The 26019-nt window shown below is 59.4% G+C and carries 26 protein-coding genes; 24 read left to right on the top strand and 2 right to left on the bottom strand.

Features of this window, described 5'->3' with window-relative positions:
• Positions 1-95: 95 nt before the first annotated feature.
• Both PH562_RS18585 and PH562_RS18580 read right to left on the bottom strand, forming a co-directional pair.
• The gene (locus PH562_RS18585) at positions 96-1346 is read right to left on the bottom strand and encodes a tetratricopeptide repeat-containing protein (protein WP_285174562.1); all 1251 of its coding nucleotides are present in this window, start codon (positions 1344-1346) and stop codon (positions 96-98) included.
• On the bottom strand, positions 1340-2827 hold the full coding sequence (locus PH562_RS18580) for a pyridoxal phosphate-dependent decarboxylase family protein (RefSeq protein WP_285174560.1): 1488 nt from the start codon (positions 2825-2827) through the stop codon (positions 1340-1342). The genes PH562_RS18585 and PH562_RS18580 overlap by 7 nt, the downstream gene beginning before the upstream one ends.
• A 451-nt stretch (positions 2828-3278) precedes the next feature.
• On the opposite strand from PH562_RS18580, the gene PH562_RS18575 reads away from it, so the two are divergent.
• The 24 genes from PH562_RS18575 to folD all read left to right on the top strand — a co-directional run bounded on the left by PH562_RS18575 (position 3279) and on the right by folD (position 26013).
• A complete protein-coding gene (locus tag PH562_RS18575; protein WP_285174558.1) occupies positions 3279-4199 on the top strand; it encodes a flagellin N-terminal helical domain-containing protein in 921 nt (306 codons plus the stop codon).
• A 256-nt stretch (positions 4200-4455) separates the two neighbouring features.
• The gene (locus PH562_RS18570) at positions 4456-5436 is read left to right on the top strand and encodes a flagellin N-terminal helical domain-containing protein (protein ID WP_113229404.1); all 981 of its coding nucleotides are present in this window, start codon (positions 4456-4458) and stop codon (positions 5434-5436) included.
• Positions 5437-5679: 243 nt separating this feature from the next.
• Entirely contained in the window at positions 5680-6312 is a 633-nt protein-coding gene (locus tag PH562_RS18565) for a hypothetical protein (protein WP_285174555.1), read from the top strand.
• Positions 6309-7739 (top strand): MotB family protein, encoded by a 1431-nt coding sequence (locus PH562_RS18560; RefSeq protein ID WP_285174553.1) that lies wholly within the window; start codon positions 6309-6311, stop codon positions 7737-7739. The genes PH562_RS18565 and PH562_RS18560 overlap by 4 nt, the downstream gene beginning before the upstream one ends.
• Positions 7740-7742: 3 nt before the next feature.
• Positions 7743-9047, top strand: a complete 1305-nt coding sequence (gene motC / locus PH562_RS18555) for a chemotaxis protein MotC (protein ID WP_285174551.1) — start codon at positions 7743-7745, stop codon at positions 9045-9047.
• 1 nt (position 9048) lies between these two features.
• Positions 9049-10692: a flagellar hook-length control protein FliK gene (gene fliK, locus PH562_RS18550; RefSeq protein WP_285174550.1), complete on the top strand. Its 1644-nt coding sequence runs from the start codon at positions 9049-9051 to the stop codon at positions 10690-10692.
• Positions 10604-11227, top strand: coding sequence for a lytic transglycosylase domain-containing protein (locus PH562_RS18545; RefSeq protein ID WP_374824831.1), 624 nt, complete (start codon positions 10604-10606; stop codon positions 11225-11227). Before fliK ends, PH562_RS18545 begins: the two co-directional genes overlap by 89 nt.
• Before the next feature lie 279 nt (positions 11228-11506).
• Positions 11507-12178: a transcriptional activator Rem gene (gene rem / locus PH562_RS18540; RefSeq protein ID WP_113229302.1), complete on the top strand. Its 672-nt coding sequence runs from the start codon at positions 11507-11509 to the stop codon at positions 12176-12178.
• Positions 12179-12466: 288 nt separating this feature from the next.
• Positions 12467-12688 carry a hypothetical protein gene (locus PH562_RS18535; RefSeq protein ID WP_285174548.1) on the top strand — a complete coding sequence of 74 codons (222 nt, stop codon included), beginning with the start codon at positions 12467-12469 and terminating at the stop codon, positions 12686-12688.
• 24 nt (positions 12689-12712) lie between these two features.
• Positions 12713-14203 carry a flagellar hook-associated protein FlgK gene (gene flgK / locus PH562_RS18530; RefSeq protein ID WP_285174546.1) on the top strand — a complete coding sequence of 497 codons (1491 nt, stop codon included), beginning with the start codon at positions 12713-12715 and terminating at the stop codon, positions 14201-14203.
• A 3-nt stretch (positions 14204-14206) separates the two neighbouring features.
• A complete protein-coding gene (locus PH562_RS18525) occupies positions 14207-15256 on the top strand; it encodes a flagellar hook-associated family protein (RefSeq protein ID WP_113229299.1) in 1050 nt (349 codons plus the stop codon).
• Positions 15257-15293: 37 nt separating this feature from the next.
• Positions 15294-15641 carry a flagellar biosynthesis regulator FlaF gene (gene flaF / locus PH562_RS18520; RefSeq protein WP_075855158.1) on the top strand — a complete coding sequence of 116 codons (348 nt, stop codon included), beginning with the start codon at positions 15294-15296 and terminating at the stop codon, positions 15639-15641.
• On the top strand, positions 15638-16090 hold the full coding sequence (flbT, locus tag PH562_RS18515) for a flagellar biosynthesis repressor FlbT (RefSeq protein WP_092709151.1): 453 nt from the start codon (positions 15638-15640) through the stop codon (positions 16088-16090). The genes flaF and flbT overlap by 4 nt, the downstream gene beginning before the upstream one ends.
• Positions 16078-16578 carry a flagellar hook assembly protein FlgD gene (gene flgD / locus PH562_RS18510; RefSeq protein ID WP_113229298.1) on the top strand — a complete coding sequence of 167 codons (501 nt, stop codon included), beginning with the start codon at positions 16078-16080 and terminating at the stop codon, positions 16576-16578. The genes flbT and flgD overlap by 13 nt, the downstream gene beginning before the upstream one ends.
• Before the next feature lie 29 nt (positions 16579-16607).
• Positions 16608-16874, top strand: coding sequence for a flagellar biosynthesis protein FliQ (gene fliQ, locus PH562_RS18505; RefSeq protein WP_015338826.1), 267 nt, complete (start codon positions 16608-16610; stop codon positions 16872-16874).
• 152 nt (positions 16875-17026) lie between these two features.
• Positions 17027-19114, top strand: a complete 2088-nt coding sequence (flhA, locus tag PH562_RS18500) for a flagellar biosynthesis protein FlhA (RefSeq protein ID WP_285174533.1) — start codon at positions 17027-17029, stop codon at positions 19112-19114.
• Positions 19111-19863 carry a flagellar biosynthetic protein FliR gene (gene fliR, locus PH562_RS18495; RefSeq protein WP_069611338.1) on the top strand — a complete coding sequence of 251 codons (753 nt, stop codon included), beginning with the start codon at positions 19111-19113 and terminating at the stop codon, positions 19861-19863. Before flhA ends, fliR begins: the two co-directional genes overlap by 4 nt.
• A 71-nt stretch (positions 19864-19934) precedes the next feature.
• Positions 19935-20351, top strand: coding sequence for a hypothetical protein (locus tag PH562_RS18490; RefSeq protein ID WP_069611339.1), 417 nt, complete (start codon positions 19935-19937; stop codon positions 20349-20351).
• Positions 20352-20485: 134 nt separating this feature from the next.
• Positions 20486-21082, top strand: coding sequence for a rod-binding protein (locus tag PH562_RS18485; protein ID WP_113229296.1), 597 nt, complete (start codon positions 20486-20488; stop codon positions 21080-21082).
• Between the two features lie 14 nt (positions 21083-21096).
• Complete coding sequence (locus tag PH562_RS18480) at positions 21097-21465, top strand: hypothetical protein (protein WP_113229295.1); 369 nt, start codon at positions 21097-21099, stop codon at positions 21463-21465.
• The gene (locus PH562_RS18475) at positions 21462-21989 is read left to right on the top strand and encodes a hypothetical protein (RefSeq protein ID WP_113229294.1); all 528 of its coding nucleotides are present in this window, start codon (positions 21462-21464) and stop codon (positions 21987-21989) included. Before PH562_RS18480 ends, PH562_RS18475 begins: the two co-directional genes overlap by 4 nt.
• A 253-nt stretch (positions 21990-22242) precedes the next feature.
• Complete coding sequence (locus PH562_RS18470) at positions 22243-23082, top strand: WecB/TagA/CpsF family glycosyltransferase (RefSeq protein WP_285174589.1); 840 nt, start codon at positions 22243-22245, stop codon at positions 23080-23082.
• Between the two features lie 219 nt (positions 23083-23301).
• Positions 23302-25101 (top strand): GumC family protein, encoded by a 1800-nt coding sequence (locus PH562_RS18465; protein ID WP_285174527.1) that lies wholly within the window; start codon positions 23302-23304, stop codon positions 25099-25101.
• A 96-nt stretch (positions 25102-25197) separates the two neighbouring features.
• Positions 25198-26013, top strand: a complete 816-nt coding sequence (gene folD, locus PH562_RS18460; protein ID WP_285174587.1) for a bifunctional methylenetetrahydrofolate dehydrogenase/methenyltetrahydrofolate cyclohydrolase FolD — start codon at positions 25198-25200, stop codon at positions 26011-26013.
• Positions 26014-26019: the final 6 nt, after the last annotated feature.

Raw genomic sequence — 26019 nt, 5'->3', positions numbered from 1 at the left:
TCGTCCTGGCAAACGCACTCATCCGGGAAGATCGCTTTTGGACGCCTCAACAAGCTTGACTAAGACGGATACTGCGCACTTTTCCTGGAATTGCTCTAAAGCGCACTGCCCGCCCTTCGCCTGATAGCATCGACGAAGCCATCGAACAGCTTGCGCATGGCAACCTGCTTGTAGGGATAGACGATGGGGTCGTCCATATTGTGGACCACCATCGCCACATCGAGCTCGAATACCAGTAGGCGACCGTCAGGAAGCTCAGCGCAGTCGATGCCGAAATAGTCGAGTTTGATATGACGGCAGAGCGCTGCAAAACTCTCCTCGTGGCGAACGGCGAAATCGCGATCGAAATCTTCCATCCATGCCTGTTCGACGGCTCGTTTTGCCGCACTCTGGCCCATGCCTGCACTCAGATAGTGCACGATCCAGTGGTCCGAGAGCGCCATGTGGCTCGCGAAGGCTTTGCCGTCGATGAATACGACGCGCTGCTTGTTGTAGTAACCGTCGGCTCCACGGAAATCGATGAAGGGTGCTACGTAAAGCTCGGGCACCGGCTGTGTCGCGAGAAAGGCTGCCAGTTCGGCCGGATTGGAGATACGCTCCATTCCATCGCCGGCATGGGTGCTGAGCGGGCGCACGACCAGTGGGAAGGCCAAGCCAGGGGCGCAGTCTTTCAACGGCTTGGCACCGGCGCCGACGGCTGCGAGATCGTCGCGCGATACGCGATGGGTGGTGGGCGAGAGGATCGACGGTTCGTTTGCCAGCATTCCGCTCACCCCGTCGCGCGTGAGCCTCGCGATCAGTTCCGGATTGCGGTTCATCACCAGACCGTCGAATTTGGCAAGGAGCCCTTGCATATGGGCGAGCAGAGGCGCGTTTTCGGTTGACTCTCCGATCGCCATGAAGGCGACGTCATGCTCCGGCAGACCGATGAGTGCGGAGGTTTGCAGGTCGACATAGCGCAGCCACAGCACGCAATCGCTGCCCGCCAGCAGAAAATCCAGCGGCGTATTGGCCATAAAATTGCCTTCGGTGACGAAGGCCAAAAGGCGCGGCCCGGTTCCGTTGCCGTGGACGACGCGGAAGTCACGCCGCAGCTGCACGGCGTTCTTCAGGATCTGGCGTGCCTCTTCGGCGCGGCCCAGCGTCTGCAGGATAATCGCCAGGTCCATGAGCGCCGCCGCATCGGTCGAATCGGCCGTCACGCGCTGCATGAGTTCGTTCCATAGCGGCGTCACGTCGCGGCCGGCATAGACGAGCGAGACGATTCTCTGCATACCGAGAATTCGGGAGGCGTCCGGCGTATTGGTCGAAGCCGGATCGATGCCTGGGGCTTTGGTCATCAGCATTGGGGGAGATCCTGTCGGGAGCCGATTGTCAAAACGCTATGAACGAGCTCGTCGATATCCGCCTGTCGCGTGCGATGGTTCACGATCGCGGCGCGGATTGCCGGCTGTCCGTTCAGATGGGTCAGGGATGGAGCGACGCGGCCTTCGGCGTGCAGCTGCTCGACGATATGGGAGTTGATGGATGCAGGTGTTGTTCCATCCGCGCCGACATAGGCGAAGCAGACGATATTAAGCGCGACCGGTGCGAGCAATGTCAGCCGAGGTTCCTGTTCGATGCGCTCGGCCAGCCTGCGGGCCAGCCGGCAGTTGGCGCTCATCGCGTCCCCCAGAGCTTTGACGCCGTAGGTTTTCAGCGTGAACCAGGTCTTCAGCGCCCTGAAGCCGCGCGACAGATCCGGGCCGTAGTCGCAGGGCCACCAGTCTCCACCCGCAAGCCCCGTGGCTGCGCGACTGAGATAGGCGGCATCCGAAGCAAAGGTCTGCCGCTGCCATTCACTGTCCCGCACGAGCAGGAAGCCGGCATCGTATGGCACCTGGCCCCATTTGTGGAAGTCGAAAGCGAGCGAATCGCAACTGTCTATCCGCGCGAACAGATGCGCAAGGTCGGGGCTCAACACGCCGAGGGCGCCCAGCGCGCCGTCGACGTGAAAATGAAGATCGTAACTGTCGGCGATATGCCGTAAACCTGCGAGGTCGTCGACGGCACCGGTATTGACCGTTCCCGCACTGCCGATGACGAGGAACGGCACAAGACCTTCCCGCCTGTCGCGAAGGATCGCCTGTTCCAGCGCGCCGATATCGATCTGGCCAAGGTTATTGACGGCAATGCGCCGGAGCTGATCGCTGCCGATGCCGGACATTTCGAAAGCGCGGGGAACACAGCCGTGAACCTCGTTCGAGGCATAGGCAACGAGCCGGGATTCGTCGGATAGACCGGTTGCGCGCACATCGCGGCCGAGCTTCCGGCATCTGGCGATCTGCACCGCGACGAAATTGGCCTGCGATGCGCCGGTGAGGAAAATGCCGCCTGCCGTCTCCGGAAAGGAGAAGATTTCACGCACCCAGCGGATAATCTGGCGCTCGACTTCGATCGGCATATGGTCGCGTCCGCCGAGATTGGCATTCAGACCACCGGCGAGCATTTCGGCGAGCATGCCGGTAACCGTGCCGCCCCCCTGGACCCAGCCCATGAAGCCCGAGTGAATATTGCCGCCGCCATAGGGGAGGATATTTTCCCGAAAAATGGTGTGAACTTCGGCCAGATCGCTGGCTTCGACCGGCAATGGCGCATCGAACAGGGAGCGGGCGGAGGAGGGAGCGTGTTGCCAGACCGGCTTCGTTCCGAGCGTCTGGAGATGATCGAACATGTCGTCGAGCATCTGGTGACCCTGCCTGCGCAGAGCATGCCAGTCTTCGGGGTCGAGGCTTGTTCGCTCTCGGCGATCAACCGCCGCCCATCCGGCGTCCTGCAAACTGAACATCTCAACCCTCGCATATGGCCGCCGGCGCCGACATCATCGCCGGAACGCTGGAGAAGACGGCCTCTTCGCCCGACATTGGACGGATAGCGGCTATCTACGACGTCGAAGATGGCGCGAGGCTGACTTGCGGTGCTTGCTGCGTGTCAAACGATGATATCCGGCTGGAAAGCGGTATGTCGGCACACGCTGCGCGGATGGACATCCGCCGGGCTCAATGAAAGGTAGCGCAGACGATGACCTGATGCCTGACGGCCTTTTAACGGAAAGCATGCTTCCGTTAACTTTTGTGGTCGGCGTTAATCTTTTATTAACCCTATTCCTGTCAGTTGCAGCTAGCGCAACGGTTGGTTAACCTCTCCTAAGAGGCGGTTAACAAGCATGAGGCTGATTGCCGTTCCCGGCCGCAGACCGGAATGTCCCTTCCAAAGTCAGCCATAAGGGGCACTTTTCGATGACAAGCATCCTCACCAACGACGCGGCGATGTCCGCTCTCCAGACCCTGCGCAGCATCAACACGAATCTGCAGGATACGCAGAGCCGCGTTTCCTCCGGCTACAAGGTCGCCAAGGCAGCCGACAATGCCGCTTATTGGTCGATCGCGACAACCATGCGTTCCGACAATGGCGCGCTTTCCGCCGTTTCGGATGCATTGGGCCTGGGTGCGGCCAAGGTCGATACGGCATATGCCGCAATGGACAACGCCATCACGGTCGTTCAGCAGATCAAGGATAAGCTCGTCGCCGCAACCGAAAGCAGTGTTTCGAAGGCTGATATCCAGGAGGAAGTTGCCCAGCTTCAGCAGCAGCTGCAAAGCATTGCACAGTCCGCATCCTTCTCCGGACAGAACTGGATGTATGCGGCGAATGGCGCCTCGGCTTCCGTCGTCTCCTCCTTCGTACGCAACAATAACGGCACGGTTTCCGTCAACAGCACCAGCTACGCCTTCGATACCAGCTCGCAGGGCAACGTCCTGTTCGGCGCGAACAGCAGCGGGGCGATCGACACGAGCTCGGGCATCCTTGGCAGCAAGCAGACCATCAGCGGCAACGACTATTCCGTCTTCAGCCTCGACATTACCAACATGACGAGCGGCGATATCGGTTTGGCGATGAACCTGGTGCAGGGCGCCCTCAACGCCATGAACAGCACGGCTTCGCAGCTCGGCTCTCTCTCGACCCGCATCGATCTGCAGACGAGCTTTGTTTCCACGTTGCATGATACGATCGATTCCGGTGTCGGCAAGCTCGTCGATGCGAATATGGAAGAGGAGTCCAGCAGGCTGTCCGCGCTGCAGACCCAGCAGCAATTGGCAATCCAGTCGCTGCAGATTGCCAATTCGAGCGCGCAGAATGTTCTTGCTCTCTTCAAGTGAGCCTTGACTGGAGCTTGCGTTGAAATGGCGCGGCGGCTTTTCCCTCTTGTCGCCGCGTATAAGCTTTTGTTAACGTTGCCGCCAATTGATTTGCAGTCTCTGCGCAGATCCGGCCTCCGTTCTCCTTCCAAGCGATTGCCGGATCGCGCTTTAGCGACGGGCCGTGCTGGGACATCTCCCGCTGGTGGGCATGAGGCCAATCGTTGCTGCCGGATCGGCCCGGCTTGCCAGTTCCAATGGAATTACGGATTTTCAGATGAGCAATGTGACGACGAATCCCTCCACGTCGGCGGCGCTGACCGTGTTGCGCGGTATCAACAAAGATCTCGATGTTGTGCAGCAGCAGGTCTCGTCCGGTTACCGTATCCAGAAGGCGAGCGACGATCCCACCTATTGGTCGATGGCGACCACCATGCGCTCGGACCAGAGCAGCCTTTCCACGATTACGGACGCGCTAGGCCTCGGTGCCTCCAAGGTCGATACCGCATCCACCGCCATGGACACGGTCGTCAGCCTGCTGACCCAGATTCAGTCCAAGCTGGTTTCGGCAAAGGAGGCAGGCACCAACAAGGACGCTATCAACTCCGACATCCAGCAGCTCAAGAACCAGCTGCAATCCGTCACCCAGTCGGCATCCTTTTCCGGCGAGAACTGGCTCTATAATACGGCGCAGCAGCCCTCGACGCAGCAGTCGGTGATCAGCAACTTCACGCGTGGAACGGGCGGGCAGATCAGCTTCACGACGATCAGCTATGACAGTTCCCAAACCCTGATGATCGATACCGCCCAACCGGCGCGGGGTTTGCTGACGAAGAATGTCGATGCAAGCACATTCGACAGTTCGAGCAGCGGCAGCAGCACGCCTCGCAATTATTACCTCCTCTCCGCCACCGGCGGCACGACGCCGACGGGCGGAACCGAGATTGCCTTATCGAGCAGCACGACCGATGACGAGCTGACCGATATGATCAATGTCACCAACTCGCTCCTGAAGTCGGCAACATCGGCAGATTCGACATTGGGTCTGATGAAGTCGAACATCGACGATCAGTCGGATTATATTTCCAAGCTCAGCGATGCCATCAAGAGCAGCGTCGGCGATCTCGTCGACACGAATATGGAAGAGGCTTCTGCGCGGCAAAGCGCTCTGCAGACGGCGCAGCAGATGGGCGTGCAGGCTTTGTCGATCGCCAACAGCATGGCGAGCAAGGTGTTGATTATTCTCCAGTCGAAATGATTGCCGGGCACCGCCGTCGGATCGGCAATACCGCATCGCATTCATCCTCGCACAAGTTTGACTGCCTACGGTCCTTCGCAGTGGCTTGGCCGCACAATGTGCCGGTGACATTGATCCCGGAAAGTGCTGCCTGAGGACGGAAACCGGAAGCGTGATGATCGACGTTTTGAGCATGGGAATGGATCGGCCGGCTGTCGGCATCGACTTGCAGCGTCTCTGCGACGCGAATGGGGAGATGCGCGCGTGAGCTTGACACTATCCCGATACCTCAAGGATTTCAGCGCCGAACAGGTTGCGCCGCCCCATGTCGAGGATATGGCGTTTACAGAACCGGTCGAGTTTGCCGAAGGCCCGCTCGAGCCGCCCGTTGATGTCGAGGCCGAGCGCCGCGTCGCCTATGCGGAAGGGCATGAGGCGGCGACGCAGGAACTGACGCTAAAGCATCAGGCGGAGATCGATGGCATGGCCCAGTCGTTTCGCGCCGAAATGGATGCGCTGCGGATACGCTACGAAGAGCAGGCGGCCGAAAAGATCGCTGCGGATATGACGCGCATTGCCACGATGCTCGGGCAGGCGATCAGCACCGAAGCCGCCGCCATTCTTGCGCCGATCATGACCGAGACGCTGACGGCCAAGGCCGTTGCCGATCTTGCCGAACTGGTCAGGGCCGCGATCCTCGACGGCAGCGCCGGGCCGATCTCCGTCAGCGGCCCGCGCCATCTTTTCGAGGTCCTTCACAATCATCTCGGCGATGACGCCGCATTGTTGCGTCATGTCGAGGCTGACGATGTCGATCTCACCGTTGCGATCGGCGAGAGCGTTCTCGTGACCCGTATGTCTGCGTGGGCCGCCAGCCTGAAAGAGATCCTGAAATGAGCGACGGCGATCAAAATCACGGCAAGCACGAGATCATCATCGTCAAGCGCCACGGCGGCGGCGATCACGAAGGCGGCCATGGCGGTGCGTGGAAAATCGCCTATGCCGACTTCATGACGGCCATGATGGCCTTCTTCCTGGTCATGTGGCTGGTGAACGCCGCCAACGAGGAGACGAAGGCCTCGGTCGCTTCCTATTTCAATCCCATCAAGCTTGCCGACGAGAAGCCGACGGAAAAGGGCCTCAAAAAGCCCGTCGATCAGGCTCAGGGCGAAAAGAACCAGCAGAAGTCCGACAAGCCGCAGGAAAAGCCGAATGATGGCAAATCGGCCAAGACCGGCGAGGACCTGACCTCGACGTCAGGCGACCAGACGAACTACTCCGAGGCGGATTTCTTCGAGAATCCCTATTCGGTCCTGGCCGAGATCGCACAGGAAGTCGGTCAGCAGGCCAATGTCAGCGCCAAGGGCGAGGGTGGGGCGGCTCAGTCGGGCCCGGCGACCGGTGCCGATGGCGGCCAGGCCTATCGCGATCCGTTCGATCCGGATTTCTGGACCAAGCAGGTTCAGGTTTCCAGCGCGTCGAAGAAGGCGAATGAGGAACAATCCGCCAAGTCCAATCAATCGCCCAAGGGCGAAGTCATCGCGCTGTCGAAGGCGACAGCTGCGGATACCGGCCAGCCGGCCGATCAGCCGCAGGCGCCCGAACAGCAGCCGACGGTGAGCGAGCAGCAGGCGGCCGGCAAACAGCAGGACAAGCAGACGCAGGTTCAACAGGTCGCCAAGGCCGCAGCGCAGAGCGACGCCTCCACGCCTGAGGACAATGCCGCTTTGCCGGAGAACAAGGATGTTCAGCCGACGAAGGCGCAGCAGCAGGAGGCCAAGGATCTGCAGCAGGCGATCCAGGCCGAGATCAAGGGTGTAGCCGGTCAGTTGGCCGAAGGGCTGCAGGTCAGCGCCGCGGAAGGCGGCGTGCTCGTAACGATCTCCGATCAGACAAACGATCCGATGTTCAATATCGGTTCGGCGGTTCCCCGGCGCGAGATGGTGCTGGCGATGGAAAAGATCGGAAAGATCCTGGCGGAACACAAGGGATCGATCCTGATCCGCGGCCATACCGACGGACGCCCCTATATGGTCGGCGGCCGCAACGACAACTGGCGCCTATCACTCGATCGTGCCCAGAGCGCCTATTACATGCTGACCAGCGGCGGGCTGGACGAGAAGCGGATCGTTCAAGTTTCCGGTTTTGCGGACAGGCGTCTGAAACTGCCCAACGATCCTTTCAACGATGCCAACCGCCGTATCGAGATCCTGATCGCTAACCCCTCGAACCAGGCGGCGACGGACCCTACTGCCTCGGGTACGCAGGCTCCCGCGAAGCCCGCTTCGGGCAAGGGCAAGCCGAGCCAAGGCAAGCAGGGATAGTCCATGGCGCGCAAACAGCATCGTCATCACCTTGCGCTCACGCTTACCCTCGGTATGTTGATGCCGGGGGTTGCAGGCGCTGAGGGGCAGGATAGTCTGCCGCTCTACAAGATGCTGCGCTCGCTCGAATTCGTCCAGGATTCCGTTGTTGCAGGCGACAGTTCCGCCGGAGAGATGCAGCGCTTTCTGCTTGGCACCATAGACGAGCGCTTGCGCAATGCGGACAAATCCCTCTTCGAAGACAACCGCAACGTCGATGCCGCCCTGATCTACACCATGAGCGGCGGCAATCCCGAAACGCTCGAATATCTGATGTCGCGTGACGTCAATGGCAATTTCGACAACCGCGTTGCGGATGTTCTCAGGAAATACTTGAACGGCAAGGGTCTGCTCGTCGTCAACACGCTGGTCGACATCTCCAAGGAATATCGCGACAAACCGATCGGCCCCTACCTCTCGTTGGTTGCCGGCAATGTCATGTCGGGCAAGAACGCCAAGGCCGCCTTGCCGCTTTACGACTGGGCGCGGCTGATGGCGCCCGGCACGATCGTCGAGGAATCGGCGCTGCGTCGCTCGCTGGCTCTGTGCGCCGATGCGGGTATGGTGCCGCAAGGGCTCGATTATGCGCAGCGTTATACGCGGCGCTTCCTGCATTCGCCCTACGCCAGCCAGTTTGCCGATCTTTTCGTGCAGCTGGTGGTGGATCACGATTCCGATGTCAAACAACAGGACATCGTCGACATCCTGTCCTTCATGGACCCGCCGAGACAGCGGGAGATCTATCTGCGCATGGCGCGCCGTGCCGCGATCGCTGGCAAGGCCGATCTTGCCGCGCTCGCAGCCAACCGAGCCCAGGCGATCTCCAATGACGGCGGCGATGCCTTTGGCGCGCTCGCGAACTTCTATGGCGGCGTGGCGGGCATATCCACGCCTGAATGGAAGTCGGCGATCAACGATGTGAACCAGATGCCGGCGGGCGAACTGAATACGCGCGACCGGGCGCTGCGCGACGCCGCCAAGGCTGTGGCGGCGGAGATACTGCGCACGCCCGACGCTGCAAGCCTCGGGCAAGGCAATGTTCCTAACCTGCCCAACCAACAGAAGACTGAACACGATGCTGCTGTGACGAATCAATCGGGAGGCCAATCTCCCGGCACGGCGGGTGTTGAGCAGGGAGCCACGGCAAACGCGGCTCCCGTCCCAGAAGGAGGGCGGCAGGAGGCCGACTCTTCGTTCAACGCATTCGTCACGACAAGCCGCTCGAAGCTGGATGCCATCGACGGCCTGTTGAAGCAGGAAAGTCATTGATATGAACGACATCGGTGTGTCTGGCGCCTCATCAGGGGCGGATATTCTTGCTGTTGCCAAAGGCGCTCGCTCAACAAAGCAGGATGACGGCAAGGGTTTTATCGATGCTCTGACCAGTTCGCTCGGCAAGGGACGCAAATCGGCCGGTTCGAATACCGGAACCGATTTGGCGGCCGATGCTAACACGACAGCCGGTGACAATACGGATGACGATACCGGCACGGTGAAGACGACAGCGAGCAATCTCGCCGCGATAACCCTCACCATCGACGACAGCGCCAATGCCGGAGTTGGAATGATCGATACGTCTGGAGCCAATATCGCCAATCCCGCCGGCCTTGCCAAGGGCGCGAAAGCTTCGCAGCCAGCCGGTGCCGCATCGCTCTCGAAATCGCTTATCGAGTTGCAGAAGGCAGCCTCGGCGGCTGTCCAAGGCGAAGCGACCCCCGCCGATGGCGATCAGTCGGCCGCAGCCGGCGCTTCCACCGCGCCGACGCCCACCACGTCGACGATTGACTCCGGCAAGGTGCAGGTGCCCCCGACGGCACTCGATCAGCTGGCCGAGATTGCGCAGCAACTGGCCGACGTCGCGACGACTGACGGTCAGACGACGCCGGTCAAGGGCGGCGGTAAGATGCCCGCCGTGAAGGATGGAAAGGATGTCCAGTCCACGGATGACGGTAAGTCCGCATCGACGCAAGGCAGCCAGGCGGCCAATACGATTTCCGATGCCTTGTCGCTGCTGAACGTTGCGCAGCCCGTTGCGGCGGCGCAGGTTAGCACGACCCAGGCTAGCTCGACGCTGGCGAGCAAGACAACAGACGATGCCAAGGTTCAGATATTGCCATCGGGCAAAGCCGCCCTCACGGATGATGCCTCGAACACGGCCGTGACGCTGCCCGATGACGGCAAGGGAACGGATGCCGCGCAAACATTCCGCCTGACGCGGGCGGATGGCCGTGGCAGCGCGCTCGACCTGTCGATCAGCAAGGGCGGCGATGACGTTGCCGATGTCAAGGTCGGCGCTGCTGCAGGTGGCGATGCCGTAGCGGTCACCGTGCTGGATTCACGCCGCTATCTTGGGCTTGCCGCCAATTCCAACTCGGCACTCGTTGCTGGAACCCTGGCGGGCGACCACGACTGGTCGGCGGCGATGCAGCCAGGTTCGGCACTCTCCAATGCCGCGAACCTGACCAGCACCGGCAAGGTCGTCAATACGCTGAAGATCCAGCTGCGACCCGACAATCTCGGCGACGTGACGGCAACCATGCGGCTCTCCGGAGACCAGCTGAGCGTCGACCTGAAGGTTCAGACGAGCGAAGCCTACAGACAGCTTCATGCCGATCAAAGCCGCATGGTCGATGCATTGCGCGCGCAAGGCTATCAGGTCGACAACATCACTGTCTCCATGGCGTCCAATGCCGACCAGCAGTCGGATAGCGGCCGCAATTCCGGATCGAACCAGCCACAGCAGCAATCCCTTTTGAACCAGGGACAGGGGGGCGACGCACGCCCCAGAAGCCAGAACTATTCAGGGCAGCAGGCAAATGGAAACGATGGCAATCGCAGTTCGGGTGAGCGCGGTGTTGAGGACGGCGCTGCTGGTGGCGTGCAGCGTTCTCGCTCTGGGGCGGTTTACCTCTGAGGCGCATGCCTCGGGCAATCCGGCGCCGCCCGACAATGGTGCCGCAGGTCTTTGCGAGCGCGAAATCCAGTCTGCCGCCGCGAAATACGGAATACCGGAAGGGATCCTTTATTCGGTGGGTCTGACGGAGACGGGACGCAAGGGGTCGCTCTATCCCTACGCTCTCAATGTCGAGGGACGTCCGATCTTTCCGCCATCGGAGGATGCCGCCCTGCAGGTATTCGCCGCGGCACGGCAGAACGGGGCAAAGCTTATCGATGTCGGCTGTATGCAGATCAATCAGTATTTCCACGGCGAAAACTTTACATCCGTCAACGCCATGTTCGACCCGCGTAGTAATGTCGAGTATGCCGCAAAGTTTCTCCGCAATCTGCACGACAGGCATGAGACCTGGACGATGGCGGTAGCCAGATACCATGCCGGCCCCAACAATGATCCCGCTCAGAAGGTCTATGTCTGCCGCGTGATCGCCAATCTGGTCGCCACCGGCTACGGAAAATGGACGCCCAATGCGGCGACGTTCTGCCGGGAATAAGCACTCAGAGGTTGCATATCGTCTCCGGTTAGCCGATGCTAACCCAATCGAGGCGGTTGACTGCCGTGGATTTGCCCAAAATGCGCCTGTTAATAATACGCCCGCTAACAACTTTTTTATCGGTGTAAAATGCTGCCGACATACTATATCTAGTGCAAATCGCACCCGTATGGTTAATCAATTATTAATTTCCGTCACTCATTTCCGACAGTTGTTCGTGATTCGCCCGATTCGTACCCATAGGTCATCGAAACACCACACTGATTCGGAGGCGGACGAATGATCGTAGTGGTTGATGAGCGAGAGCTCGTTAAGGACGGATATACATCACTGTTTGGACGCGAGGGCATCCCTTCGACGGGATTTGATCCGCGTGAATTCGGCGAATGGGTCACCACGGCAGCAGAGGGCGATATCGCTGCGGTGGAAGCCTTTCTGATCGGACAGGGTCAGCAGGTGCATGAGCTCCCAAGAGCGATTCGCGACCGGACATCGGCCCCCGTGATCGCGGTCAGCGATCAGCCTTCGCTGGAAGCCACGCTTGCACTTTTCGATTGTGGCGTCGACGATGTCGTACGCAAGCCGGTGCATCCTCGTGAAATCCTTGCCAGGGCCGCGGCGATCCGCCGCCGATTGAAGGCGATCAACAACTATACCGATATCGGCCCTATTCGCGTCTTCGCAGATGGCCGCGATCCGGAAATCAACGGTTCCGTATTTGCCTTGCCGCGCCGAGAGCGCCGCATCCTCGAATACTTGATCGCCAATCGCGGTCGCCGTGTGACGAAGACGCAGATCTTCAATGCCATCTACGGCATCTTCGACGAGGAAGTCGAAGAGAACGTCGTGGAAAGCCATATTTCCAAGCTGCGCAAGAAGCTGCGCAAGAAGCTCGGCTTCGACCCGGTCGATTCGAAGCGCTTCCTCGGTTACTGCATCGATTGGAGCTGATACTCCCGGTCGCGCATCCCCGAATAAACTCATGAACGGGCCCGAGAATCAGCTGATTCTCGGGCCCGTTCCTTTTCGGCTGCCGGATCGACATGGCGCCGGAAGGTACGTTGTTCCTTACCATTTCGGCGTGCAACAGCCGGCAGCATGGTCGCCTGATGACGCTCTTGACGAAGCTTTTCGCGATGATCGGTTTTTCGTCCTCTCAGACAGCTTCACGCAAGGCCCGCCACCTACTCTCAGTCGTATGAAGGATAACGAGGATTCCAGATGAGGAATTTCGGCAGCATGAGGACCGCACTTGCGGAAGCGGATACGCAGGCAACTCGCCTCGGCGTCGCTTTGGGCGACGATGCTCTCGTCTTGCGTCATGTTCGCGGGAGGGTATTGCCGGTTCGTTCCGGTGATCGTCCATCCGCTGCCAATGACAATCTGGTCTATTTCGCCGGCCTTGCTCTGACAGGCTATTCCGACACTTCCTGCGCGCCTTCGGCCAATCTGCCGCGCTAAAACGAATAGGGTATCGAGTCAGTCATGTCGCTCACAACAGCTCTCAATAACGCGCAGGCAATATTCAACAATACCGGCACGCAGAGCAGCGTCGTGTCGAACAATATCGCCAATGCCAACAACGCGAATTATTCGCGTCGTCAGGCGGTGGTGACGACCAACATGGCTGGCGCTCAGGTGGTGCAGATTGCCCGCAGCAGCGAACCGGCGCTACAGAAAGCCTATCTCAGCTCGGCCTCGTCGGATTCCGCACAGCAGCTGCTGCTGAACGCCTACAGCAATCTTCAGTCGGCCACGCTCGGCGGCAACGACAACGAGATCGCGCCGGCGACCTATCTGTCGGCATTTCAGGATGCGATGCAGAATTATGCGGGATCGCCGTCCAACGCTACGGCGGCGCAATCTGCAATCAATGCGGCTCAGAGCCTGGCGACATCGCTCAACAATGCCACGACGGCTGTGCAGAGCGCCCGTACCGACGCCGACAAACAGATCAGCTCCGACGTCGATACGCTGAACAGTCTGCTAAAGCAGTTCCAGACCGCCAACGACGCGGTAAAATCGGCAACGACCACCGCTGGCCCGACATCGAGCGCCCTTGCCGACGCGATGGACCAGCGCGATTCGATCCTGAACCAGATTTCGAAGATTGTCGGCGTGACAACCGTGACGCGCGGCAACAACGACATGGCGCTCTACACCACGAGCGGGACGACCCTGTTCGAGACCATTCCGCGCTCGGTCACGTTCCAGCCGACGGGTACCTATACGGCAGACACGACAGGCAACAGCGTCTACATCGATGGCGTTGCGCTGACCCCGGGGCAGGGTGCGAATACCACCGCGCAGGGCACGCTTCAGGCGGCACTTCAGATTCGCGATGACGTTGCGCCGACCTATCAGAAGCAGCTCGATGAAATGGCCCGAGGGCTGGTTACGGTCTTCGCGGAAACGAACAGCGATTCTTCAAAACCGACTCTGCCCGGCCTGTTCACGTGGAGCGGCGGCACTGTTCCGGCCAGTGGTACGGCAGTTACAGGCTTGGCAGGCTCGATAACCGTTAATTCGAAATTAATCACGTCTCAAGGTGGTGACCCGACGTTGCTGCGTGATGGTGGTATTAATAACGATAGCACTACCGGCGAAACCGGTTATACCAAGAATACCAGCGGCGACAGCGGATATTCCACCCAGCTTGATGGCTTTATCACCGCCATGAATACGAAGATGGCGTTCGATCCTGCCGCTGGCTCCGACACCAATGCCACGCTCATGGATTATTCGGCGAGCTCCATCGGTTGGCTCGAGGGCCAGCGCAGCACGGCAACGACGGCGGGAGAAAATACCTCTGCAGCACTCTCGCGTTCCTCGGGCGCCTATTCGAATGCGACCGGCGTCAATCTCGATGAGGAACTGACGCTGATGATGGATATCGAGCAGTCCTACAAGGCTGGAACGAAGATATTGAACACCGTCAACGAAATGCTCCAATCGGTACTGGATATTGTGAGATAAGCCATGAAACTTTCTTTCATTTCGAGCACGGCCATTCAGAACGCCATGCGCCAGACGATTCGTCAGGCGCAGAATGAGATGACGAGCGCTTCGACGGAGGCGACCACGGGCGTCTATGCCGACATCGGAGTGGCGCTTGGCAGCAGCACGTCGCTGAATGTGAATCTGACGCGGGACGTGTCCCGCATCGATTCCATTCTCAGTAGCAACTCCATTGCGAACCAGCGCATGACGACGTCGCAAACCGCCTTGACCGGTATGGGCACGCAAGCGCAGAATCTGATGGACCAGCTTGTGGCGCTGAGCGGCAACACCGATGGCAGCAGCGTCGCCCTGGCACAGCAGACTGCGTCGTCGACCCTGTCGAATGTCATCGCTTCCGCCAATACGATGGTCAATGGCGAGTATCTCTTTGCCGGAACCAACACCGACGTCCAGCCGATGACGGATAATTCCTCGGCAACGAACGCGGATATTCAGGCGCAGCTTGCGACTTACATGGCAAATCAATCACCGCCGGTAACCGCATCGACCATATCTGCAGCCCAGATAAACGATTTCATCACCAATACCGTCGCGCCGATGTTCACGTCGGACAGCGGCTGGTCGAGTTGGTCGAGCGCGTCCGATCAAAATATGACGAGCCGCATCAATAATTCGGAAGTCATCGAAACCTCGACGAACTCGAATTCATCCGGCATGCGGTATCTGGCGCTGGCGACCAGCGTGACCAATGCGCTGATGGGCACGCCGCCCGGTCTCAATCAAAGCGCGGCGAACGCCGTCACGCAGCAGGCCATCAGCTATACGCGTCAGTCGATCGACGGGTTGAACAGCCAGGCAAGTCAGCTAGGCCTCTCGCAGTCGCGCCTGTCGGATGCGAATACGACGCTGAATGCCCAGAAGACCATTCTCAACACCAGTATCGGTGACTTGACCGGGGTCGATCCCTATGAGGCGTCGACCAAGGTCAACAGTCTCCAGACCCAGCTCGAAACGGCTTACACGATTGTTTCCAAGATCCAGCAGTTAAGCCTTGTAAATTACCTTTGATGATCAAAGGGAAGTAATGACCAGGAAGGATGCATGAATGTATCAGTTCTCATATGCGGAAGTCATGCAGGATGCAGTGGCCGACGCCAAGGAACGAGAACGACAAGTTCTGGACCGGTCGGTAGCTCTTCTCTCTGCGGCCCGTGATGCGGGGAAATACGGCCGTGAAGCGATCGAGGCTCTCTTCTATACGCGACGCCTATGGGTAAGCTTTGTCGAGGATCTCAAAAGCCCGGAGAACCAGCTCAACGTCGAGTTGCGTGCCAATCTGATTTCGATCGCCATCTGGATATTGAAGGAATGCGAGCGGATCAGGCGGCGCCAGTCGGAAAACTATCAAGGCATCATCGATGTCACCACCATCATCAGGGATGGACTTAAATGAAAAGTACGCTTCGCATATCGCTTAAAGCCGGGGAAAAGATCTTTATCAACGGGGCCGTCCTGCGCGTCGACCGCAAGGTTGCTCTGGAATTCCTGAATGATGTGACATTCCTGCTCGAGAACCACGTGCTCCAGCCGGAGGACGCGACGACGCCCTTGCGTCAGCTCTATTTCATCGCGCAGATGATCCTCATCAATCCGGAAGGCAAGGAGCAGTCGACGGCGATGTTCCGCAAGTCGATCGTCATGCTGCTGTCGTGCTTCCACAATGAGGAAGTGCTGGCCGAACTCAAGCGCATCGACGGTCTCGTCGCCACCGGCCGCGCCTTCGATGCGCTGAAGGCGATCCGCGGCCTTTATCCGATCGAGGATCATATTCTGAACAGCCAGGAAATGCCGGCGGCGACGATCGAGCACATCCGCCGGGAGATCGCCCCATGGCAGCGGTAGACAGCGTTGGCAGCAGCACCAGCACTTCGAACACTGCCAGCAATGCCGCCGCCGCATCCGCAAAGGCTACTTTGAACTATAACGATTTCCTGCAGCTCCTCATCGCGCAGATGAAGAACCAGGATCCGACCAGTCCGATGGATGCCAGCCAGCAGATTTCCCAGCTGGCGAGCTTCTCTCAGGTCGAGCAGCAAATCCAGACCAACTCGCATCTGGAAACCGTGCTGCAGAACCAGTGGATCTCGCAGGCCTCCGATTATATCGGCAAGCAGATCATGAGCGCTGACGGCAAGACCACCGGCACGATCAAGCAGGTAAGCGTCTATACGGATGGTATCATCGCCGAAACAAATGCCGGCGACAAGATTCTGATCCAGGCCGGCGTGACGATCGCTCCGGCAGGCACGACCATTGATACCACGGCCACGTCGAGCGATAGTAGCAGCAGTGATTCGTCGTCGAATACGGATCAGACCAGCGGCACATGATGTGCCGCTGAACCGGGAGTGGACAGGTTATGAATGAAGCCGATGCATTGGATATTTTCCAGGCGGCGATCTGGACGGTGCTTGTGGCTTCCGGTCCGGCTGTCATCGCCGCCATGGTCGTCGGTTTGGTGATCGCGCTGATCCAGGCGCTGACCCAGGTGCAGGAGGCGACCTTGACCTTCGTGCCGAAGATCGTCGCCGTCATGGTCACGATCGGCATCTCGGCGCCATTCGTCGGCGCGCAAATTTCGATCTTCACCAACCTCGTCTTCTCCCGCATTCAATCGGGCTTCTAGCGAGAGAAGGTCCGAAGGCCGCAGCGGCCTTTGGCTACGAGCATCGATGGCCATAGGCCATGCTCGCGCAAGCTTCGGCTTCTAATGCTCGGTTCCAATAGGGCAGGCGGTTCGGCCGTTTGCCACCTCTCATGAAGAGACGGAACCGGTCGATGGCACAACCACCCGCAATAGCACTTCCCAAAGCCAATCCCAGCATACGCGATATCGGGTTTGCCCTCGGTATCATGGTCATCCTGTGCGTGCTGTTCCTGCCGATCCCGCCATTTCTGATCGACCTTGGACTGGCTTTCTCGATCGCGCTCTCCGTGCTGATCCTCATGGTGGCGCTCTGGATCAAGAAGCCGCTGGAATTTTCGTCCTTCCCGACGATCCTGCTGATCGCCACGATGACGCGTCTGGCGCTGAACATCGCCACGACCCGCGTCATCCTTTCGCATGGCTATGAGGGGCACGATGCCGCCGGCGGCGTCATCGCCGGCTTTTCCAGCCTGGTCATGTCGGGTGATTTCGTCATCGGTTTGATCGTCTTCCTGATCCTCATTACCATCAACTTCATCGTCATCACCAAGGGTGCGACCCGTATCGCCGAAGTTGGCGCCCGCTTCACCCTGGACGCCATTCCCGGCAAGCAGATGGCGATCGACGCCGATCTTTCCGCCGGCCTCATCGACGAGAAGGAAGCGCAGCGCCGCCGCCGCGAACTGGAGGAGGAAAGCTCCTTCTTCGGCGCGATGGACGGTGCCTCCAAGTTCGTACGCGGCGATGCGGTCGCCGGCCTTCTGATCACTTGCATCAACGTCTTCGGCGGCATCATCATCGGCTACTTCCGTCATGGTATGCCGATCGGCCAGGCTGCGGACGTTTTCGTGAAGCTCTCCGTCGGCGACGGTCTGGTTTCGCAGATGCCGGCGCTCATCGTCTCTCTCGCCGCCGGCCTTCTCGTTTCGCGCGGCGGCACCTCCGGCTCCACCGACCAGGCCGTCGTCAATCAGCTGAGCGGCTATCCCCGCGCGCTCGCCGTCTCCGCAGTCCTCATGGGCATCCTGGCCATCATGCCCGGCATGCCATTCCTTCCCTTCGTTTTCCTCGGCGGTCTGATGGCCGCCGGCGCCTGGTTCATTCCGCGCCAGATCGAAGCCGAGAATAAGCTTCGCCGCGATGCCGAAGAGCAGAAGGTGATGCAGACGAAGGAAATGGAGAAGGATTCGGTCAAGTCGGTTCTGAAGACCGCGGAGATCGAACTGGCGCTCGGCAAGATCGTCTCCACCCGCCTGCTCGGCGCCCACCAGGAACTCGCCTTCCGCGTCGGCAAGATGCGCAAGAAGTTCGCGACGCAATACGGTTTCGTCGTGCCGGAGATCAAGGTGATCGACGACATGGCGATTGCCGACAAGTCGTATCAGATCCGCATCCACGGCACGACGATCGCCTCCAACATGCTGCGCGTCGGCGAAGTGCTTGTCGTCACCGGTTCCGGCCGCAAGCCGACCGTTCCGGGCGACGAGATTCGCGAACCCGCTTTCGGCATGCCCGCCGTCTCCGTTCTCGAAGCCTTTACCGAGGATCTGAAGCGCGAGGGTTTCCAGCCGATCGACAACGTCTCAGTCGTGCTCACCCATATGAGCGAAGTCATCCGCAACAACCTGCCGGCGCTGCTGTCCTACAAGGACGTCAAGATCCTGATCGAGCGTCTCGATCCGGAATACAAGAAGCTCGCGGACGAAATCTGCTCGTCGCACATGTCCTATTCCGGCTTGCAGGCCGTGCTGAAGCTGCTGCTCGCGGAACGCGTCTCGATCCGTAACCTGCATCTCATCCTCGAAGCGGTCGCTGAACTCGCACCGCATGTGCGCAAGACCGAGCAGATCGTCGAGCACGTGCGCGTGCGCATGGCGCAGCAACTCTGCGGCGATCTGGCCGATAACGGCGTGCTGCGCGTCCTCAGACTCGGCAGCAAATGGGATCTGATTTTCCACCAGGCGCTGAAGCGCGACCAGAAGGGTGAAATCGTCGAATTCGACATCGACCCACGCAGCCTGGAAGAGTTCAGCGAGCAGGCCGGCAAAGTTATCCGTGAATACATGGACCGGGGCATGCCCTTCGTTCTTGTCACGTCGCCGGAAACGCGCTCCTATGTGCGCATGATCATCGAACGCCTGTTCGCGACCCTTCCGGTCCTGTCGCATGTGGAATTGGCCAAGGGGATCGAGATCAAGATTCTAGGTTCGATTTCATGATATCAGATCCCCAGGGGACCATTCTGGCGCTGTTCGTCGCCTTCTGCCGCATCGGCGGCTGCATGATGGTTCTCCCGGGATTTTCCTCCGGCCGTGTTCCTCCGCAGATCAGGCTGCTTCTTTCCGCGGCACTGACGATGGCGATCCTGCCATTGCTCTGGAATACGATCTATCCGCAGGTGTCGAAGGGCGATGCGAACTATATCGGCCTCATCTTCACCGAAACCGTCATCGGCTTGATGTATGGGATGATGGCCAGGATCTATACGCTGGGCCTGCAATTCACCGGCACGGTCATATCGATGATGATCGGCTTCAACGCGCCCGGCGGCGCCGACATCATCGAGGAATCGAACGAAACATCGCTCACCAGCCTTGTCAGCTTTTGCGGGCTGATGATTCTCTTCATTATGGATTTTCACCATTATGTTTTGCAGGCGCTGGTCGATTCCTATTCGGTCATTCCCTTCGGCGGCCACATCGAGCCGCGCGCCGCGCTGATCTCGATTACGGATACGCTGGAGACGACCTTCTTCATCATGCTGCGGCTGGCGAGCCCCTTCGTGCTCTATGGCTTGATGTTCCAGATTTCCATCGGCTTCATCAACAAGCTGGCGCCGCAGATTCCGATCTATTTCATTTCCACGCCGTATCTGCTGATGGGCGGGCTGTTCATGCTCTATCTCAGCATCGCGGCCCTGGTCAGTCAATTTTCCAGTGCGTTCCTCACCGTCTTTAACGGGCATTAGCCCTCAGGCGGACAGATGATGAAGCCCGATTCGGGCAGAACCAGCGAAAGCAGCCGGCGAGTAGGTAGACGATGGCGGAGAAAAACCGGTCCGAAAAACTGAAGCGCCTGGTCGCGGTGCAGCGCCATCTGGAACGGATGGCGGAAAACGAGCTTGCCGATACGACCCGGCAGCGCGCCGAAGTGACGGAAGCGATGGAGCGGGTCATGGTTGCCATCGGTTCGGTCGACCCCGTGCACATGGCATTCTCGATCCACTACGCGGAACGCTACGGCCGCCTGATGATCCGGGATCAACAGCTGGAAAGCATCCAGACGCTCATTCAGATGAAGGTCCAGCAGGAGCGCACCAAGGCCGACAGGCTGGAAGAGCACATGAAGGATGCGCGCGAGCTCGAATTGCGAGAATCGGACGACAACGCCGTCTACGATATCATCGATCAGCGTTTCGCCGGAGCAACGCCAGCCTCCAGCAAGGTTCAAAAATAATAATCATCGCGATCATGGAGCAGGATTCGCAGCGGTGGGTTGCCGACCTGCTCCGACAGTTTGATTCGACATGTCCTGAGATGGGCGCTGGGCCGCGCATTTTCAGGGTATGCGAGAGCAGAAGGAGACGTGACGTGGCTATTTCGCCTCCGAGTGATTTGGTACTCGATGTCGTCAAGGCGGCAAATCCCGCAGATGTCGAGGCCGCGCAGGCCAAGCTTGCTGCCAATCGAGCCGCTTTTGCCGCCACCAGCCTGGCCGAAAACGGCAATGGTTTCGGCGCGGCGGTGGATGCGATGAACAGCGCCGCCACCCAAGCGGGCCTCGCCAATGCCAATACGCATGTGGCCGGAACCAAGGTCCCGCAGGCCTATCGCAAGTTCGAGTCCATGGTGCTGCAGAACTTCGTGAAGAACATGCTGCCGAGCAGCGAGACGCTCTACGGCAAGGGCTCGGCCGGCGAGATCTGGAAGGGCATGATGGCCGAGCAGTTGGGCGACACGATCTCCAAGAACGGCGGCGTGGGCATCGCGGAAAAAATGTACAAGGAACAGGTCGACAAGATGCGCAATACCGGCGCCATTCATACAGCGACCGACGAGAACGACAAGAAGATGGCGCTCAGCGCGATTACCGATTTTCAGCGCAAGACGCTTGCCGCTGCCAATGCCGATAACGACGGCGACATCGGCATCACCAACCAGAATTCGTTGACGTCCCAGAAAGCATGAGCGAGGTAACAAACATGGAAATGATGTCGCAGGACTATCGGATCAAGTCTGTCCTTGGCCGCCTGGAGATGATTATCGACAATGAGAACAACCGGATCGGCGCCGATCCGGACTTCGATCTCAAGGTATCGAACGCACATAAGAGCCGCTGCCTCTATGAATTGTCGATGCTGTTTCGCGATACCGATCCGGCCGATCTCGCCGCCGCCCATATCGAGCAGCTGCACGATCTGAAGAAGAAGCTGGTTCTGAACGCCCGCCGCGTGGAGGCGCATCTCGAGGCCGTGCGCGCCGTCGCCGAGATTTTGAAGAATGCGGTGCAGAATGCCGACGCAGACGGCACCTATTCGCAGGAACAATTCCGCGTCCGTGAGGCCGGATGATCAAGCTCGTTATCACCGGCCTGTGGGTCTGCGCCGTGACATTGGCCTCGGTCTATTTTTCGGTGCAGGTGGCGACGGCGCCCGCGATCAGTCCTGATGACGCCAAGAAGGCGCAGCAGCAACTCGTCAAGGGCGAGTCGATCAACGTTCCCGTTATCGCCAACGGCCAGGTGACCGGCTATTTCCTGACGCGCATTTCCTTCATGATGGAAAAGGGTAAGGCGAATGCCATTCAGATACCTCTGCCGGAGCTGACGACCGATGAGCTCTTTTCGCTGCTGATCGGCAACAAGACGATCGATATCTCGCATGCGCAGAATTTCGACGTTGCCGCCTTCCGCGCCGATCTGAAGAAGCGGATGAACGAGCGGCTCGGTGGCGATTACGTCGCCGACGTGCTGATCGAACAGCTCGACTATCTCTCCAAGGAGGAAACCCACGGTGGGGAAAGTGTAGGCAAGAGAACGGTCAAGCCTGTCAAGATCGTGCAGGATGCGGCCAAGGACAAAGTGCCGGTCGAGTAATATCTCCCGGTTACAAGATGCCGGTTCACGTACGAATGTAAGAAATATCTTACATTTAGCAGATATGCTTAACAGATCCCTGATGATATCAGGCAAATTCAACCTTCCTCCCTAACGGAAAGTTGGATTTGTCTTGCTATAAATTGCTCGGAGCCATGCCTCCCAGTCGCCGCACCGATGAACGGTGAGGGGCATGAGCTTTATGCGTACCGGCATCATGCGCGTTAGCGATGCGGGGCAGGAGGGTGTTGGATTGAACCAGGTAGCCGATTTTGCCGTCGTTGCGTCGCGCCGCATGATCTTCGATCTGCCGGTATGCGATCTGGGCTGGGATGACGCGCTGACTTTCGTCAACGAGCTTGCGTCCCTGCCGGTCGGACAGACTTCGATCTCCTTCGTCAATGCCCATAACATGCTCGTCATGCTGCGCGATGACAGCTACCGCAATGTCCTTGAGCGCAATCTGGTTCTTCCCGATGGCGTTGGCCTCGACATCGCCTCGCGCGTCGCTCATGGAGAACCTTTCCCCGCCAATCTGAACGGTACGGATTTCGTACCTGCGCTGCTGACATTCATGGAGCGGCCGAGACGGATCGGTCTCTTGGGCGGCAAGCGCTCCGTCGTCGAAAAGGCAGCGGAGAAATTTCGCCAGCATGCCCCGTGGCACCAGTTTATCGTCGTATCGGATGGTTTCTTCGATCCGGCGCGGAGCCATGCCGTGACCGCGGAAATCAGCCGCCAGAAGATCGATGTGCTGATCGTCGGCATGGGCACGCCGTTGCAGGAAAAATGGGTCGCCGAACATGTAGGCCCGCAGCATGCGCGCCTCGTCCTGACCGTTGGCGCCTTGTTCGATTTTATTTCCGAGACGGTGCCGCGGGCGCCAAGGCTCGTGCGCGCGATACGTAGCGAGTGGTTGTTCCGTCTGGTACTTGAGCCGAATAGGCTCTGGCGGCGTTACATGCTGGGCATACCGCTATTCTTCTATCAGGTTGTCAGGCACCAGTTTGGTCGCAAGGAGCGCGTCCTTCGCGCCGAGCCGCATCCCTTGCCGCAGCGGCATATCGCGCCGCCGAATAAATTAGCGAGCTAGTATTTGCGGGCTTGGCGTTAACTCTTTCTTTGGCATGAAATTTTAGAGTGGGTTAACCATTTGCATTGGTCTGTGACCATGTGCGCGAGATAACCCGCCATGTTTGAAAGCAAAGCCAGGACCGGATTTTATCCCCAAGATGCGGAAACCCAAAAGGTTTCGCGGCGATCTGCCCGGCATATCTCCCCTTACGGTGAAGATGATGGCTTGGGGAGCGCGGTGAACTTACGCGCTGCCAACGCCGACGACCCACGGGATGCGGAATTGCGCGCCATCCTGCGCAGACGGTTGAACGGCGATCCCTATCCGGTGTCCGGTCGACGAAGATCACCGGAGATCGGAACGGCTGCCGAGCAGACGGAAGATATCTCGTACGCCTACCGCCCGGAGCGCCGCGAGATATCCGAGCTGGCATCGGAGCCTACGCCCGATTTACTGGAATTTGTGCCTGATCTGCTTGAAGGCATAGGGGAGTTTCCGCGGCAGGCCGTCCCCGCTCCAGTCGTCGTTGAACACGTATCTCGGGCCGGACGCTGGTCCCTCAGCTTCGGCGCTCTTTGTTTTATTGCCGCAACCGGGTTGACGGGTGCGGCTATTCCCACCCTGCTTGCCCCGCCGCCGCTCTATGTTTCGCAGGCCGTTCTGCATGCGGAGGGCGAAGGTCGCGGGCGTCAAGCCCTGCTGGATGTTGCGGCGAAGCGTGTCGTTGCTCCGTCCGTATTGTCCGATATTGTCGCCAGGATGAAGCTTGACCGCGATCCGGAATTTACCGGCAGCCGGGCGGGTGCCCTCGGGGTTGCCGTCGAGCTGCTTTCCGGCAGCGGCAATGCATCCGACGCGCCGTCACGCGCGCAGGCCACGCTGCGCAAAGACATTGCCGTCGATATCGATAATCAGGCGGGTCTGCTGCGCCTGATCGTTACATCGGGCGATCCCGCCAGATCGGCCGATATTGCCAACCGGCTTGTTATCGCTTCCCTTTATGATCCCGCTGTTGCAAAGGCGGCCGGTACGTCGCTTAGGGTAGAAACGGCGGCTGATCGCAGCCGAAAGGAGCTCGATCGCGCCTCCGCCGCTCTTGCCGAATTCAAGGCGCGCTATGGCGAAGACAGGATTGCTGCGGCGGAAGCGCTCCGGCAGCAGCGTCAGCAGCTGGATGTGCAGATAAAGGCAGCCGATCTGGCGGTACGCACCGCCAAGGCCCGTCTCACGGCCGTCAAATCGGCCACGCCGGCATCGGTGCTGAGCGGCGCATTGTCGGGCGATCTTTCGTCGGCGGGACTTGATGACTTGCGCAGCCGCTACAATGCCGCAAAGTCACAGCTAACGCAGCTCTCGGTGCAGCTCGGCCCGCGCCATCCCCGCCTGCTTGCACAGCAGGCCACCGTCGATGATCTCTCGGCCAATATGCGCAGCCAGCTGCAGCGGCTGGCCGTCAGCAGCGAAGCGGACGTAAAAGCTGCCCTGGAAAAGCAAGCCGCTCTCTCGACGCAAATGACGGCCGCCAATCAGACGGGGAGCGATGTCGACCTCGCTCGCCTCGGGCAGCTACAGGACGCCGTGAAGATAGCGCAGAGCCGCTATGAGACCGATCAGCAGAATGCTGGCATGATGATTTCCGAAGTCAGGCCGCCGCTGACAGTGTTGTCCCAGGCGGTTGCATCCGCCGCGCCCCTCGACGGTCATCTCGCGAGCAATCAGGCTGCGGGCTTCCTTGCCGGGCTTGGCCTGGCACTTTGCGCCGTATTCCTGCGCAAGTGGCTGGCCGGTGCGGAACTGGCAGAAGACCAAGCGGCCGAGGAAAGCATCATGTCGATGGCTCACGCTTTGCCTCATGACGATGATATGGAGCTCACATCATTGCCGGCGATCGCGCCGGAGCCATCGGCTGCTCTTGTTTCCGGTGGTGCAGATCAGTTCGATATTGCGGACGAGTGGGTCCGCATCCAGCAGGAACTTGCATCCCTGCGCGCTAAAGTCGAAACCTACGCGGTACGCAGACATCCGGACCGCGCCTGATCGTCTCTTCGTTTTCCCTTGCAATTACCGCTTTCAGACACCATAGGGCGTTTGCAGGCCATTCCATAGAGCGGATGCCTTGTAGATTGCCAGCGAATTCATGATCGGGAGACGAGCGTGACGACAGTGATCGACGGCGATCCGGCCAGCCATGCCTATGTGAACTCCAAGAGCAAGATGGCGAGGGAATGCGGCTTCAAGTCGGTCCAGCACACGCTGCCGGCGGAAACGACGCAAAGTGAACTGGCAAAGCTCGTGGCCTCGCTGAATGACGATCCCTCCATCCACGGTATTCTCGTCCAGCTGCCGCTGCCGAAGCATCTGGATTCCGATGCGATCATCCAGTCGATCCAGCCGGAGAAGGATGTCGATGGGTTGCATGTGGTCAATGCCGGCAAGCTTGCGACCGGCGATCTCGAAACCGGATTGATCTCCTGCACGCCGGCCGGCGCCATGCTGCTGGTACGTTCGATCCATGGCGAGGACCTGTCGGGTCTGAATGCCGTGGTCATCGGCCGCTCCAACCTGTTCGGCAAGCCGATGGCGCAATTGCTGCTTTCTGCCAATGCGACGGTGACGACGGCGCATTCGCGGACCAAGGATCTCGCCTCCGTTGCAAGGGGTGCCGATATCCTGGTGGCGGCCGTTGGTCGACCGGAGATGGTCAAGGCGGATTGGGTGAAGCCTGGCGCCACCGTCATCGATGTCGGCATCAACCGCGTCGACGCACCTGAGCGAGGCGAGGGCAAGAGCCGGCTGGTGGGCGATGTCGCCTATGGTGAGGCTTCCGAAGTTGCTGCCGCGATCACCCCGGTTCCGGGCGGCGTCGGACCTATGACGATCGCCATGCTGATGGCCAATACCGTCATCGCAGCTTATCGCTCAGCCGGCCAAAAGCCGCCGAAATTCTAAAGCGAT

Origin of the sequence: Rhizobium centroccidentale (assembly GCF_030182565.1) — a bacterium.
In the GTDB taxonomy this organism is placed as follows: Bacteria; Pseudomonadota; Alphaproteobacteria; order Rhizobiales; family Rhizobiaceae; genus Rhizobium.
This window is presented reverse-complemented; position numbering and strand designations above follow the sequence as displayed.

Coding starts and splice junctions, on each gene's coding strand:
- PH562_RS18585 (WP_285174562.1), bottom strand. CDS start 1,346: ATGCTGATGACCAAAGCCCCAGGCATCGATCCGGCTTCGACCAATACG.
- PH562_RS18580 (WP_285174560.1), bottom strand. CDS start 2,827: ATGTTCAGTTTGCAGGACGCCGGATGGGCGGCGGTTGATCGCCGAGAG.
- PH562_RS18575 (WP_285174558.1), top strand. CDS start 3,279: ATGACAAGCATCCTCACCAACGACGCGGCGATGTCCGCTCTCCAGACC.
- PH562_RS18570 (WP_113229404.1), top strand. CDS start 4,456: ATGAGCAATGTGACGACGAATCCCTCCACGTCGGCGGCGCTGACCGTG.
- PH562_RS18560 (WP_285174553.1), top strand. CDS start 6,309: ATGAGCGACGGCGATCAAAATCACGGCAAGCACGAGATCATCATCGTC.
- motC (WP_285174551.1), top strand. CDS start 7,743: ATGGCGCGCAAACAGCATCGTCATCACCTTGCGCTCACGCTTACCCTC.
- fliK (WP_285174550.1), top strand. CDS start 9,049: ATGAACGACATCGGTGTGTCTGGCGCCTCATCAGGGGCGGATATTCTT.
- PH562_RS18545 (WP_374824831.1), top strand. CDS start 10,604: ATGGCAATCGCAGTTCGGGTGAGCGCGGTGTTGAGGACGGCGCTGCTG.
- rem (WP_113229302.1), top strand. CDS start 11,507: ATGATCGTAGTGGTTGATGAGCGAGAGCTCGTTAAGGACGGATATACA.
- PH562_RS18535 (WP_285174548.1), top strand. CDS start 12,467: ATGAGGACCGCACTTGCGGAAGCGGATACGCAGGCAACTCGCCTCGGC.
- flgK (WP_285174546.1), top strand. CDS start 12,713: ATGTCGCTCACAACAGCTCTCAATAACGCGCAGGCAATATTCAACAAT.
- PH562_RS18525 (WP_113229299.1), top strand. CDS start 14,207: ATGAAACTTTCTTTCATTTCGAGCACGGCCATTCAGAACGCCATGCGC.
- flaF (WP_075855158.1), top strand. CDS start 15,294: ATGTATCAGTTCTCATATGCGGAAGTCATGCAGGATGCAGTGGCCGAC.
- flbT (WP_092709151.1), top strand. CDS start 15,638: ATGAAAAGTACGCTTCGCATATCGCTTAAAGCCGGGGAAAAGATCTTT.
- flgD (WP_113229298.1), top strand. CDS start 16,078: ATGGCAGCGGTAGACAGCGTTGGCAGCAGCACCAGCACTTCGAACACT.
- fliQ (WP_015338826.1), top strand. CDS start 16,608: ATGAATGAAGCCGATGCATTGGATATTTTCCAGGCGGCGATCTGGACG.
- flhA (WP_285174533.1), top strand. CDS start 17,027: ATGGCACAACCACCCGCAATAGCACTTCCCAAAGCCAATCCCAGCATA.
- fliR (WP_069611338.1), top strand. CDS start 19,111: ATGATATCAGATCCCCAGGGGACCATTCTGGCGCTGTTCGTCGCCTTC.
- PH562_RS18490 (WP_069611339.1), top strand. CDS start 19,935: ATGGCGGAGAAAAACCGGTCCGAAAAACTGAAGCGCCTGGTCGCGGTG.
- PH562_RS18480 (WP_113229295.1), top strand. CDS start 21,097: ATGGAAATGATGTCGCAGGACTATCGGATCAAGTCTGTCCTTGGCCGC.
- PH562_RS18475 (WP_113229294.1), top strand. CDS start 21,462: ATGATCAAGCTCGTTATCACCGGCCTGTGGGTCTGCGCCGTGACATTG.